The 13,410-nt window shown below is 74.8% G+C and carries 6 protein-coding genes and 1 pseudogene; 4 read left to right on the top strand and 3 right to left on the bottom strand.

Annotation, left to right across the window (positions count from 1 at the left end):
• Positions 1 to 273: 273 nt before the first annotated feature.
• Positions 274 to 2,898 carry a DUF6049 family protein gene (locus ACQUSR_RS12910; RefSeq protein WP_431042726.1) on the top strand — a complete coding sequence of 875 codons (2,625 nt, stop codon included), beginning with the start codon at positions 274 to 276 and terminating at the stop codon, positions 2,896 to 2,898.
• Positions 2,899 to 3,324: 426 nt separating this feature from the next.
• Here ACQUSR_RS12910 and ACQUSR_RS12905 read toward each other — a convergent pair.
• Positions 3,325 to 3,747, bottom strand: a pseudogene (locus ACQUSR_RS12905) (DedA family protein); the annotation flags it as partial.
• Positions 3,748 to 4,033: 286 nt separating this feature from the next.
• Positions 4,034 to 5,296, bottom strand: a complete 1,263-nt coding sequence (locus ACQUSR_RS12900; protein WP_431042725.1) for a nucleotide sugar dehydrogenase — start codon at positions 5,294 to 5,296, stop codon at positions 4,034 to 4,036.
• 262 nt (positions 5,297 to 5,558) lie between these two features.
• Between ACQUSR_RS12900 and ACQUSR_RS12895 the strand changes: the two genes are divergently transcribed.
• Positions 5,559 to 7,265 carry a glycerol-3-phosphate dehydrogenase/oxidase gene (locus ACQUSR_RS12895; RefSeq protein ID WP_431042724.1) on the top strand — a complete coding sequence of 569 codons (1,707 nt, stop codon included), beginning with the start codon at positions 5,559 to 5,561 and terminating at the stop codon, positions 7,263 to 7,265.
• A gap of 52 nt (positions 7,266 to 7,317) precedes the next feature.
• Here the strand turns inward: ACQUSR_RS12895 and ACQUSR_RS12890 are convergent, their stop codons facing one another.
• The gene (locus ACQUSR_RS12890) at positions 7,318 to 8,736 is read right to left on the bottom strand and encodes a serine hydrolase domain-containing protein (RefSeq protein ID WP_431042723.1); all 1,419 of its coding nucleotides are present in this window, start codon (positions 8,734 to 8,736) and stop codon (positions 7,318 to 7,320) included.
• Positions 8,737 to 8,900: 164 nt separating this feature from the next.
• On the opposite strand from ACQUSR_RS12890, the gene ACQUSR_RS12885 reads away from it, so the two are divergent.
• Positions 8,901 to 10,844: a serine/threonine-protein kinase gene (locus tag ACQUSR_RS12885; protein WP_431042722.1), complete on the top strand. Its 1,944-nt coding sequence runs from the start codon at positions 8,901 to 8,903 to the stop codon at positions 10,842 to 10,844.
• 200 nt (positions 10,845 to 11,044) lie between these two features.
• Complete coding sequence (locus ACQUSR_RS12880) at positions 11,045 to 13,357, top strand: protein kinase (RefSeq protein WP_431042721.1); 2,313 nt, start codon at positions 11,045 to 11,047, stop codon at positions 13,355 to 13,357.
• Positions 13,358 to 13,410: the final 53 nt, after the last annotated feature.

Genomic DNA, 13,410 nt, shown 5'->3' with positions numbered 1-13,410 from the left:
ACGACAGAGTGGGGAAGGGAGGGCGGGTTCGGGGGCAGAACCGTGGAGGCGGAGCAGCCGGTCGTGCGGGGCGCGTTGTCCGTGCGACGCGCTGGCGTACGCCACGCCCTGTCGGCGCGTCACCCACGGCGCGGCCCGCGCCGAGCGACACGCCGTGCGCGTTTGCCCTCGTCGGCGCGCTCTGGGGGCGAGGGGTCGGCCATGCTCGTTGCGTACGGGTCGCGGGTGGTTCCGTGCGGGACGTCCGCGGGAGGGCGAGGCCGAGGAGACAGCGTGGCGCGGGTCGGGGTGTGTGCGCGGGCCGGGGCGGTCGCCCTTGCCCTCGCCCTCACGCTCCTGGCCTGCGGGCCCGCCGTACCGGCCGCCCGGTCCGGTGTGTCCGGGGCACACATGCCGCGCGGGGGCCCGCACCCCGTGGCCGCCGCGCCCCGGGACGAGCCCCCGTATCCCGTACGCGTCGGCATCAGGGCTGTCGCGCCCGTCGTGGCGGGGGAAGGGGACGAGGTCGTCACCGTCAGCGGGACCCTCACCAACACCTCCCGCGCGGACATCGCCGGTGCCCACCTGGGGCTTCGGGCCGGTTCGGGTGGGGCGGTCGGCACGCGGAGTGGGCTTGCCGCCGTGGCCGCGCGGACCACCCTGGTCCGCGCGGACGGGGCGGAGATCAGCGGGCACACGGTTCCCGTCGACCGTTTGCGCGCCGGGGCCGAGGTCGGCTTCCGGCTCTCCGCGCCCGTCGCCGAGCTCGGCCTCGGTGCGCCCGGTGCGTACGCCGTGACCGTGGCACTGACCGGCCGCGGCGGCGCCGTACGCGGCGTGGCCCGTACGTATCTGCCCTGGTACCCGCGGGACACGGGGGCCGAGCCGCTGCGCACCACGGTGCTCTGGCCGCTCACCGACGTCCCGCACATGCAGGCGCTGAGCCTGGGGACGGGCGGTGGCGCCCAGCCGGTCTTCCGCGACGACGTCCTGGCGGACTCCCTCGCCGCGGGCGGGCGGCTGCGGCGGATGGTGGAGGCAGGAGGCGGCCGGCCGGTCACCTGGGTGATCGACCCGGATCTGATCGTCCAGGCGGAGGCGATGGCGGACGGCTACCGGGTCGCCCGTACCCCGGACACCACCGACCCCCGGGACAGCGTCGAGGGCGGCGGGGCGGAGGCGGCGGCGAGTTGGCTGGAGGCGCTGAAGGAGGCCGTGGACGGGCGGGAGGTCGTCGCCCTTCCGTACGCGGACCCCGATCTCGCCGCGCTCGCCCACCACGGGCGCGAGGACCTGGCGCGGCAGGGCGGGGAGGTCCGGCAGGGCGGGGAGGGTGAGGCGGTCGTCGACGGCAAGGCGGTCGTCGACGAGGCGCTGGACACCGATGCCCGTCAGGACCTCGCCTGGCCGGAGGGCGGCGCGCTGGACACCTCGGTGACCGCGCTCGCGCGGCGGCTCGGCCTGCGATCGGTGCTCGCCTCCGGGCAGGGGCTGATCGGCGGGCCGGACGACTTCGGCCGCACCGACGACGCCTCGGTGACGCTGAACGACCGCGCGGGTGGTGGCGTTGGCGACCGTGCGGGGGGTGGCGTTGGCGACGGCGCTGGTGGGGGCGTGGGAGACCGTGCGGGTGGTGTTGGCGACGGCGTCGGTGGTGGTGTGGGCGACCGGGCGGGTGGTCGTGTTGGCGACGGCGCTGGTGGGGGCGTTGGGGGCCGCGCGGGTGGTGGTGTTCGCGACGGCGTCGGTGGTGGTGTGCGCGACCGCGCGGGTGGCGGCGTGGGCGAAGGCGCCGGTAGCGGCGTCGGCCCGGCGCGCCCGGAGCTCACCGCGCTCACCTACGACACCACACTCACCGGCCTGCTCGCCGAAGTGCCTCCGCGCGTGGCGCCGACGGCCCGGCAGCGGCTGCTCGCCGAGTTCCTCACCGCGGTCCGGGAGGCTCCCAACGCTCCCCGCAGGCTGGTCGTCGTACCGCCGCGCAGGATGTCCGGGGCGGCCGCCCGCGCCCTGTCCGACGCCCTGGCGGACGCGGGGAAGGCCGGTCTGCTGGAGCCGGTACCGCTGGCCACCGCGTTGCGGGATCCGGCGCCCGGCCGCGCCCGCCCCGCCGCCGTCGCGGCGTATCCGGCCGCGCTGCGCGCCACCGAGTTCCCGGCCCGGCGGCTGGGGGAGGTGGCCGAGGGCGGGCAGCGGCTGCGGCGGCTCGCCCGGGTGCTGACGGACCCGTCACACACCGACACCTCCGTACGGGCCGCGCTGGCGCGCGCGGTGTCGACGGGCTGGCGCGGGAAGCCCGCCGCGAACCGGGCCTATGTACGCGGCGTGACGGGGTTCCTGGCCGCGTCGACGGCGTCGGTGCGCCTCGTGCCCAAGTCGACGGTGACCGTGGCCGGGGACTCCGCGACCATCCCGGTCACCGTCGAGAACGGGCTCCAGCAGCCCGTCGATGACATCGAGGTACGGGTGGTCTCCAGCCGTCCGGAACGGGTGACGGTGCGGGACGGGGCGGTGACGGTACAGGTGTCACGGGCGGCGAGCCGCACCGTACGGGTGGAGGTCGGCGCGCACGCCAACGGCCCCGTCCGGCTCACCGCCCAGCTCTACACCGCATCGGACGGCAAGCCCTGGGGCAGGCCCATCTCGTTCACCGCCGATGTCCGCGCGGTCGACTCCGGCGCCGTCGCGATCGTCGCGATCGGGGTGCTGCTCATCGTGCTGGCCGTGGTGTTCCAGCTGGGCAGGGCGCGCCGGCGGCGGGCCGCGGCGAGGGGAACGGCTCGGCGGTTGGCCGCCGAGCTGCGACTGCGAAGGCGGCGGGTCGCCGAACGGGGGATGTCCGGGCAGCGGCTCGGCGAACGGGGCGCGTCCCGGTGGCGGGCCGCCGACCGGGGAAAGCCGCCACGCCGCGACTGCTGAACCACTCGCCGGGTATGCCGCGATCCGTGAGTCGCTCGTCGGGTATGCCGCGATCCGTGAGTCGCTCGTCGGGTATGCCGTGACCGATGAACGGCTCGCCCGGTATGCCGCGACCGATGAACCAGTCGCCGGGTACGCCGTGATCGGTGCGTCGCTCGTCGGGTACGCCAGGACCGGTGGCCCACCCGCTCCGTACAACCCGGCAGCCGCCCCACCGCCACCCCCGCGCCGCGCCCGCCGGCGCCGGAGCGCGCCCGCCAGTAGCACCAGCAGGACCAGGAGTGCCAGCGCACCGCCCGCCGCCCACGCGGCGGTGGTGGTGCCGGAGCGCACCGCCTCCCAGCTGCCGCCGAGCTGGAATCCGGCCAGTCCGCAGCCGACGGCCCAGACGATCCCGCCGACGGCGTTCCACAGGAGGAAGCGGCGGTACGGGACGCGGGCGGCACCGCTGAGCGCGGGCACCAGGGTTCGTAGCAGCGCGACGAACCGGGCGGCGACCAGCGCGGGGCCGCTGAGCCTGCGCACCAGCGCCTCGACGCGGGCGACGTCCTCCGGTGCCACCAGGCGCCGCGGCAGCCGCGCCGCCATCGGGTGGCCCCATCTGCGGCCGATGCCGTAGCCGATGCTGGGGCCGATGATCGCGCCCAGCGCGGCGGCGAGCAGAACGGAGGCCAGTGGGGCGCGGCCGAGCTGGGCGAGTGCGCCGCCGATGAGCACGGTCGACTGACCGGGCAGCAGGACGCCGGGGAAGGCCGCGGCTTCCAGGGCGGGGACGAGGAAGACCAGAACGAGCACGCTCCACCCCGGAAGGGACAGCAGCAGATCGCTCAGCCATTCCGTGGCGCCCATGGCGGTACCTCCTCGCCCGAGGTACCTCGCGGTACCTCACTGATGGCCGATACCGATTAATTCATCTGGCACTGAATTTTACACCCGTTCGAGGGACCCGGCAACGGCACCATCCGGCCCAAGCGCGCCACCGGCTGCCTAGGCCGACTCGCGGCGCCGAAGCGGGCCGTCAGTGGGAAGCTGTCAGTGGGAAGGCGGGCTGCCCCCAGTCGTCGAAAGCGGCCGCCGGCGGCCAAGAGCGGCTTGCCCCCGGATTACCGTCTCCTCGCAGCGGAACGCCGCCCCCTCACAGCCGGTGCACCATGCCCGCCGGGGTCGTCCCCCGCGTGTCCAGCAGTAGCTGCGCTTTCACCGCGAGCCCCTGTAGGTCGTACGCGCGGTGCTGCTGGAGCAGCACCGTGAGGTCGGCCACGGCCGCCGCCTCGTACAGCGCGTCGGCGCGCGGCACCATCTGGCCGTGCACCCGCCACTGCGTCACGTACGGATCGTGGTAGCTGAGCAGCGCGCCCAGTTCCGCCAGCCGGCGGGCGATCTCGTGCGCGGGTGAGCCCTCCTGCACGTCCACGTCCGCCTTGTAGGTGACGCCGAGAAGCAGTACCCGCGCGCCGCGCGCCGACTTGCCGTGCTCGTTGAGCAGGGCCGCGGCGCGCTGGGTGACGTAGCGCGGCATCCGCTCGTTGATCTCCTGCGCCAGCTCCACCATGCGCGGCGCGTCGCCGAGGCCGCGGCCGGAGTGCGGCTGGCGGCCCGGGTCGATGGGGACGCCGTGGCCGCCGACGCCCGGTCCCGGCCGGAAGGCGTGGAAGCCGAACGGCTTGGTCTCGGCGCACCGTACGACGTCCCACAGGTCGATGCCGAAGTCGTGGCAGAACACCGCCATCTCGTTGACCAGTGCGATGTTGACGTGCCGGTAGTTGGTCTCCAGCAGCTTGACGGCCTCCGCCTCGCGCGGGCCGCGGGCCCGGACCACCTTCTCGGTGAACCGCCCGTAGAAGGCGGCGGCCGCTTCCGTACACGCGGGCGTGAGACCGCCGATGACCTTGGGGGTGTTGGCGAAGCCGTAGGCGCGGTTGCCCGGGTCGAGGCGGGTGGGGGAGTAGGCCAGATGGAAGTCGCGCCCGGCGCGCAGCCCGGAGCCCAGCTCCAGGATGCCGCGCAGGAACTCCTCCGTCGTGCCGGGATGCACGCTCGACTCCAGCACGACGGTGGTGTGCGGGCGCAGCCGCCCCGCCAGCACCCGGGCCGCCTCGCCGACCGCGCCGAGGTCCGGCGCCCGGTCCTGGCCGAGCGGGGTCGGGGCGCAGATCACGGCGGTGCGGACCCGGCCCAGCTCGGCCGGGTCGGTGGTGGCCGTGAAGCCGCCGGAGGCCATCCGGCGGACGTCGGCGGCGGACAGCGAGCCCTCGACCGGCGGCCGGCCGGCCTGGAGTTCGCCGACGGGGTGCGGATCGGTGTCGTAGCCGACGGTGGCGATGCCGACGGCGGTGGCGGCCTGGGCGAGCGGCAGGCCGAGATGGCCGAGTCCGATGACGGCGAGATCTGCGGGCATGGCGTCGTGCCGTCCTTCCCGGGGACGATTCCGGATGGCGCAAATGAAGACTAAGCGGAAATATGACTCGTATTCAGTATTGGTGGTCGGTGTTGGCACGCGTATTGGTCGGCGCGCGCATGGGTTGGCGCGCGTATTGACGGTCGGTTGCGGCGCGGGGTCACGCGGAGTCACCGCGCCCGGCGCGGGCTGGCCGCCCGTCCGGGGCGCCGCCAGAATCGACGAAGAGCTGGTGTGACCGCGATCACTACGGGAGGCAGCGGTGAGAACACCGACCCTGGGACCGGCCGAGCGCGACGCGGCACTGACCCGGATGGCCGAACGGGAGTTGGACGTCCTGGTCGTCGGCGGCGGCGTGGTCGGCGCGGGCACCGCGCTGGACGCCGCGACCCGCGGACTGGCGACCGCTCTGGTCGAGGCGCGGGACTGGGCCGCGGGCACCTCCAGCCGATCGAGCAAGCTGATCCACGGCGGCCTGCGCTACCTGGAGATGCTGGACTTCGCGCTCGTACGGGAGGCGCTCAAGGAACGCGGGCTGCTGCTGGAGCGGCTCGCCCCGCACCTGGTCCGCCCGGTGCCCTTCCTCTACCCGCTGCAGCATCTGGGCTGGGAGCGGCTGTACGCGGGTACCGGCGTGGCCCTGTACGACGCCATGTCGGTCTCCTCCGGGCACGGCCGCGGCCTGCCCGTCCACCGCCATCTCACCCGCAAGCGCGCGCTGCGCGTCGCCCCCTGCCTGCGCAAGGACGCCCTGGTCGGCGCGCTCCAGTACTACGACGCGCAGATGGACGACGCCCGCTTCGTCACCACCCTGGTGCGCACCGCCGCCTCCTACGGCGCCGATGTCGCCAACCGGGCCCGCGTCGTCGGCTTCCTCCGCGAGGGGGAGCGGGTGGTCGGCGCGCGGGTGCGCGACCTGGAGCAGGGCGGTGAGTTCGAGGTCCGGGCCCGCCAGGTCGTCAACGCCACCGGCGTGTGGACCGACGACACCCAGGCGATGATCGGCGAGCGCGGCCAGTTCCACGTACGGGCCTCCAAAGGCATCCACCTCGTCGTTCCCAAGGACCGCATCCACTCCACCACCGGCCTGATCCTGCGCACCGAGAAGAGCGTGCTGTTCGTCATCCCCTGGGGCAGGCACTGGATCGTCGGCACCACCGACACCGACTGGGACCTGGACAAGGCGCACCCGGCCGCCTCCAGCGCCGACATCGACTACCTGCTGGACCACGTCAACGCGGTGCTGGCGGTGCCGCTCACCCGCGAGGACGTGGAGGGCGTGTACGCGGGCCTGCGCCCGCTGCTGGCCGGGGAGTCGGACGCCACCAGCAAGCTGTCGCGCGAACACACGGTGGCGCACCCGGCGCCCGGCCTGGTGGTGGTCGCGGGCGGCAAGTACACGACGTACCGGGTGATGGCCAAGGACGCCGTCGACGAGGCGGTGCACGGCCTGGACCGCCGGGTGGCCGACTGCTGCACGGAGGAGGTGCCGCTGGCGGGCGCGGAGGGCTACCGGGCGCTGTGGAACACCAGGGCCCGGCTGGCGCAGAGCTCCGGCCTGCACGTCGCACGGATCGAGCACCTGCTGGGCCGCTACGGCTCCCTGACGGAGGAGATCCTGGAGCTGATCGCCGCCGAGCCCGCGCTGGCCGAACCGCTGACGGGCGCGGACGACTATCTGCGTGCCGAGGTCGTCTACGCCGCCTCCCACGAGGGCGCCCGCCACCTGGACGACGTACTGACCCGGCGCACCCGGATCTCCATCGAGACCTTCGACCGGGGCACGCGCTGCGCCCGCGAGGCGGCGGAGCTGATGGCGCCGGTGCTGGGCTGGGACCGCGACCGCGTCGAGCGGGAGACCGAGCACTACGAGAAGCGGGTGGAGGCGGAGCGCGAATCGCAGCGGCAGCCGGACGATCTGACGGCGGACGCGGCACGTCTGGGCGCGCCGGACATCCAGTCCGTCTAGCCGGTTCGGCGCGGACATCCAGTCCGTCTGGCCGGCCGGACATCCGGCCCGTCTAGCCGTTTCGGCGGGTGGACCGGGTCGGTGGGGCCGCCGCGTCGCCCGGCTCGCAGAACTCGGCGCGCAGCAGTGCCCGTTCCGCCTGGGGGCCCGCGCCTGTGTCGGTGTTGAGCCGGTAGGCCAGTACATGCCGCCCGGTGCGGTTGCTCACCACGAGCGCGGACGAGCCGTTGATGACGCCGTTGTGGCCCCACAGGATTCCGCAGGCCAGGGGGATCGGAAACAGCCCCATGCCGTACTGGTCGTATGTCCCGGTGGTGTCCAGCATCAGCTTCAGCTGCCGCGCGCCGAGCACCTCCCCGCCCAGCAGCGCGCCGTAGAACCGGGTCAGGTCGTCCAGGGTGGAGACCACCTCGCCGGCGGCCCCCGCCGAGGACGGGTTCAGCTCGGTGACGTCGCGCGGCGCGCCGCCGCCGGTCGCGGTGTACGCGCGGCCGTGCGGCGCGGGCAGGGTGCTGCGGGTGCCGGGGAAGGAGGTGCCGCGCAGGCGGAGCGGCTTGATGATCCGGCGCCGGATCTCGTCCGCGTAGCCGTGCCCGGTGACCTTCTCGATCACCATGCCCAGCAGCACGTAGTCGGTGTTGGAGTAGCGCCAGCCGGTGCCGGGTGGGGCGAACGCCGGCGGGTGCGCTAGCGCGGTCCGCACCAGCGCCTCCGGCGTACGGGTGTCGAACCGGTGCCGGGCGAAGCCCTCCCCGAACAGCTCCCGTGCCAGTGTCCGGTCCCCGGTGTAGTCGAACAGCCCGCTGGTGTGGTTGAGAAGCTGACGAATCGTGATGTTCCGGCTGTCGGTGTGCGCGCCGTTGGCGCTCGCGCTGCCAGGGCGCTCGTCGCCGGCGTTCCCGTCGCTGGTGTGGCCGCTGTCGGCGCTCCCGCCGGCGGTGTGCCCGTCATCGGTATGACCGCTGCCGCCGTGCCCGGCATCCATGCGCACGCCGTCGCCGTCATCGTCGCCCCGGCCCTGCGCGCTCGGGCCGCCCAGTACGCCCGGTAGATGGCGCCTCACCCGGTCGTCCAGCCCCAGCCGGTCCTCCGCCGCGAGCTGGAGGACGACCGTCGCCACGAACGTCTTGGTCAGACTGCCGCCGCGGAAGTGGTCCGCGCGCCGGACACCGCGCCCGCTGCCGACATCCGACGCACCGGCCGCCGTGTAGCGGGTGCGGCCGGCGGCCCGTACCAGCACCGCGCCGCCCGGTGCCCGGCTCACCGTCAGCATCCGCCGCAGCTGCCCGGACAGGTCCGCGCCGCCGAGCTCCGGGGCACGCTCCCCGTACGGCAGCGTCTGCGGCCTGGTGCCGGAAGGCCCGGCGTCGAAGCCGCACCCGGCAAGTGCCGCCGTCAGCGCCGTCGCCAGAGCCACGGTGAAGGCGGTTGTCAGGAGGGCGGTGAGCGCCGCCCGGTGCCGGATCGCCACCGCTCCACCCCCGTCTCTCGGCCCGAGGTCAATTCCCCGATCCTGCCAGGTCCTTCCGTGCCCGCTCCACCGCCCCCGGACCCGGGACTTCCGCCGGTCCGCGGATGGGGGACAATGGGCGCCCTGCCAGGGTGGGTTAGGTCGCAGAAGTTCAGAGGGGTCGCATGTCGGAGGCGGAGCAGACGCAGGACACCACCGGGCGCCTCCTCGCAGGGCGGTACCGGCTCGGGGAGGTCCTCGGCCGGGGCGGCATGGGCACGGTCTGGCGGGCCGTGGACGAGACCCTGGGCCGCACGGTCGCGGTCAAGGAACTGCGGTTCCCGTCCAGCGTCGACGAGGACGAGAAGAGGCGGCTGATCACGCGGACGCTGCGCGAGGCCAAGGCCATCGCCCGGATCCGCAGCAACGGGGCCGTCACGGTCTACGACGTGGTCGACGAGGACGACCGGCCGTGGATCGTCATGGAGCTGATCGAGGGCCGCTCGCTCGCCGACGTCGTACGCGACGACGGCCCGCTGACCCCGCACCGGGCCGCCGAGGTCGGCCTGGCCGTCCTCGACGTGCTGCGCGCCGCGCACCGCGAGGGCATCCTGCACCGCGACGTGAAGCCGTCCAACGTGCTGATCTCCGACGACGGCCGGGTCGTGCTCACCGACTTCGGCATCGCCCAGGTCGAGGGCGACCCGTCGGTCACCTCCACCGGCATGCTCGTGGGCGCCCCGTCCTACATCTCCCCGGAGCGGGCGCGCGGCCACAAGCCGGGGCCGCCCGCCGACCTGTGGTCGCTGGGCGGACTGCTGTACGCGTCGGTGGAGGGTGTGCCTCCGTACGACAAGAGCACGGCCATCGCCACCCTCACCGCCGTGATGACCGAGCCCCTGGACCGGCCGAAGAACGCCGGTGCGCTGGAAGAGGTCATCTACGGGCTGCTCACCAAGGACCCTGATCGGCGGCTGGACGACGCGGGTGCGCGGGCGCTGCTGACGGACGCGCTGGCCGCGTCGGAGAACGGGTCGGGCGAGCGGCTCGCCGCGGAGGCCACGCGGACCATGGCGTTGCCGTCCACGCCGCCCCCGCCGCCCGCGCACGCGCCCGGGCAGCCGACCGCCGGACCGGACCCGGCCGATCGGGTGCGCGGCGCCCTGCGGTCGGTCCGCAACGCGGCGGCCGCGCAGCCGAAGCCCGCGCAGCCGAAGCAGGCCAAGCAGCCGAAGCTCGTGAAGCAGCCGAAGCCGGCGAAGCAGCCGAAGCCGCCCAAGGCGGCGCCGACCGCCTCGCTGGGCGCCCCGCCTGCACCGCCGCGGGCCTCGATCACCGACGTGGTGCCGCGCCGCACCCTGGTCATCGTCGCGGTCGTCGTGGCGCTCGCCGTCCTCGGCACGGTGCTGGCCTTCGCGCTGGGTGGCGACGGCGAGGGAGACAGCGGCAAGAAGGCCCCCCAGGGCACCTCGGCCGGGACCGGCAGCACCGGCGGGGACGGGAAGAAGGACACCGGCACGTCGGGTACGCCGCAGGAATCCGGTCAGAACGGCACGGGAGCGGACGGCACCGGAGCGGACGGCACCGGGCAGGGCGCGGACGACGACGAGGGCGACGACGCCGGCGACGACGGAGCCGAGAAGGCGGACGAAGCGGCTCGCAAGAGCCCGCTGCCGGATGGCTACCGGCGGCTCACCGACGACCGGCACCACTTCGCGATGGCGCTGCCCGAGGGCTGGTCCGGGCACGCGATACCGAACTACAGCGGGGGCCGCATCTACCGCGGTGACGCCGAGTTCCCCCGGATACAGGTCGACTTCAACGACAGGCCGAAGTCGGACGCGGCCGCCGCCTGGCGCGCCGCCGAGCCGGGCGCCAAGAGCACCATGTCCGGGTACCGGGGCCTGGGGATCGACCCGCTCGACTGGCGGAAGTACCCCACCGTCGCCGACTGGCGGTTCGAGCGGAATCAGCGCGGCGAGACGGTGCGGGTGCTCAACCGCGGCTTCAAGGTGGACGACGACCACGGCTACGCCATCATGATCACCTGCGAACGGGGCAAGTGGGACGAGGAGGAGTGCCGGACCCTCCAGAAGACGGCGTTCCGCACGTTCCGGGTCGTGGACTAGCCCCCCGCGCCAACCGCGGCCGCAGCAGGGCTCGGTCGGCGGACACGCGCGGACAGGCGCGGACACTCCACTCGGCATCCCCGGCTCCGGCACGTATCGTGAGAGGCCTTGAACCGGACTCGGCCGCAATAGGCTCGCAAGAGACAGAAAACCGACCGGAATTGACGCGGTGGCCGGGAAGCGCGAGGGGGTGAGGCGTCGTGGACGACTACGCGGGACGGATACTGGCCGACCGCTACCGTCTGCCGCTCCCCCCGTCCGACGCGCACGAACCGGCCGAGACGCGCGCGTTTGACACCTACAGCGGGCAGGAAGTGCTGGTCCGGCAGATACCCCTGCCAGAGGTGGTCGAGGCGGAGGTCTTCGAGGCGGAGGTGGTCGGCGACCCGGGGCACCGCCCCGGCGGTGGCCGCTTCCCGCGGACCGTCCGCGCGGCGCGCGGCAGTGACGACCCGTTGGTACGGCGGGCCATCGACGCGGCGACCACCGCCGCCGCGATCCCCGACCATCCGCGCCTCGAGCAGGTCTTCCACGTCTTCGCCGAGGCCGGAAGCCTGTGGATCGTCAGCGAGTTCGTGGCCGGGCGGCCGCTCGCCGCGCTCCTCGCCGAGCGACCGCTGAGCCCGCACCGCGCCGCCGAGATCGCCGCGGACGTCCTGACCGCGCTGCGCGCGCTGCACGCCCACGGCTGGATCCACCGCAACATCACCGCGCGTACGGTCCTGATCTGCGATGACGGCCGCGCCATGCTGACGGGGCTGGCGGCGGGCGCCGCGCAAGAGGCCCTGTGCGGGTACGACCCACGCCCGGCCGAGCCGTTGCGGCCGCTCTCCCCACCGCCGTCCACGAGGCCTGAGCCCGCCGCCGCGCCACCCGGGCGGGCGGAGATGCCCGGCCCGGCCGGTGACGCGCGCGGGTCGCTGCACCGCGACCGGGACTCGGCGGGCGGCAGGCCCGGCGGCCCGGCAGTCGGCGGTACGGCTGTCGGCAGTACGGGCGGCGGTACGGCTGTCGGCGGTACGGGCGGCGGTGCCCCGCCGGCCCCGCGCGCCGAGGCCGTCGCACGCCGTCCCGTCGGCTCAGCCGCTGGCCGGGAGCCCGCTGACGAGCGAGCCGCCGCACGGGCTGCCGAGCGGGCCCGGGAGGCGCGGACCGTCGTCGTCGGCGCGGTCACCGAGCGCTGGGCGCCGGAGCAGGCCGGGACCCCGCACGCGAACGGAGCGCCGGTGGCCCCCGTCGGCCCCGCGACCGACCTCTGGGCGGTCGGCGCGCTGCTCTTCCGGGCCGTCCAGGGCCGTGCCCCGTACCCCGAGGAGAGCGCCGCGGAACTGGTGCGGCTGGTGGGTTCCCACCCGCCCGCGTACGCCGACGAGTGCGGCATGCTGCGCCCCGTCGTCGAGGCGCTGATGCGTCGGAACCCGGCGGAGCGGCCCGACTTTGACGAACTGCGCGGCTGGCTGTGCGCGGTGATCCGTACCGCGCCGGAGCCGGATGTCGGCAGCCGCACGGTCGTGGTCCCGGCATCGGGCGCGAGCGGACCCTCCGACCCGGGACGGCTGCCCGTCGTGCGCCGCCGCGGCTGGCTGGTGCGCCGGGGCTGGGGCAGGCGCCGGGGGGCGGCCGTACCGGTCGGCCCGCACGGGCGGCACAAGCGCGGCCGGTCGCCGCACGATGAGCGCGTCCGCGAAGAGCCTCGGGCGCACCGCGAGCCCAGGCCGCCCCACGAGCCGCGTGCGCCCCGAGTGGCGCGCGGTCCCCGCGAGCCCAGGCTGGGGCGGGAGGGCGGCCCGCGCAACCTCGGCCGGGTGCTGCTCCTGGCCATCTTGCTGTTGCTGGTCGCGGGCGTGGTGTTCGCGATGCTGTTCATGCCCAAGGCAGAGCAGGACGAGGGGAAGCGGCGCACGGGCTCGGCGGGCTCGTCGACCTCGGCCACCGCGCAGGGCCACGGCTCCACGAAGGCCGGGGGCGGCGAAAAGGCCGGGGGAGGCGAGAAGGGCGAGGGAGACGCGAAGGGCGAAGGCGCCGCCACGTCACCGCAGTCCACCCGGCGCGCCGACCTGGCCGAGGGGTTCGCCGTCCGCGAGGATCCCGCGGGCTTTCAGGTCGCGGTCCACGAGACGTGGCAGCGCCGCCCCGAGAACCCGCGCGGCCAGATCCGTTACGTCGGCGGCGCGTTCGAGCTGATCGTGGTGCCCGGACGGGACGAGGTGGCCGACTTCGGCGCCGACCCGATGGCCTACCAGCAGTCCGACGAGCCCGAACTGGCCGCCTACCGCTCCGCCTCCTGGACCTCGGTCTCCGGGCTGCGCCGGACCGACGTCGGGCAGACGGCGATGGCGGAGGGCGAGTTCCGGTGGCGGGACGGCAGCGGTCGCGAGCTCTGTGCGCGCAACGCCGCGATGCTTCTGAACGGCCGCTACCACGTCGTCCAGGTGATCGGCCCGAGCGACGAACACCGCGCCGTGGCCCGCTTCGCCGAGCAGGCGACGGCGACGTACGTCGCCGCGGACTGACCCGCGTACGTCGCCGCGGACTGACCCGCGTACGTCGCCGCGGACTGACCCGC

It is taken from the genome of Streptomyces sp. P1-3, from assembly GCF_050613155.1.
Lineage (GTDB): Bacteria > Actinomycetota > Actinomycetes > Streptomycetales > Streptomycetaceae > Streptomyces.
The sequence above is the reverse complement of the archived record's forward strand: the minus strand, read 5'-3'. Positions and strand labels throughout refer to the sequence as shown.

Bases quoted from the DNA above. Each gene is read 5' to 3' on its own strand.
- ACQUSR_RS12900 (WP_431042725.1), bottom strand. From the start codon at position 5,296: ATGCCCGCAGATCTCGCCGTCATCGGACTCGGCCATCTCGGCCTGCCG.
- ACQUSR_RS12885 (WP_431042722.1), top strand. From the start codon at position 8,901: ATGTCGGAGGCGGAGCAGACGCAGGACACCACCGGGCGCCTCCTCGCA.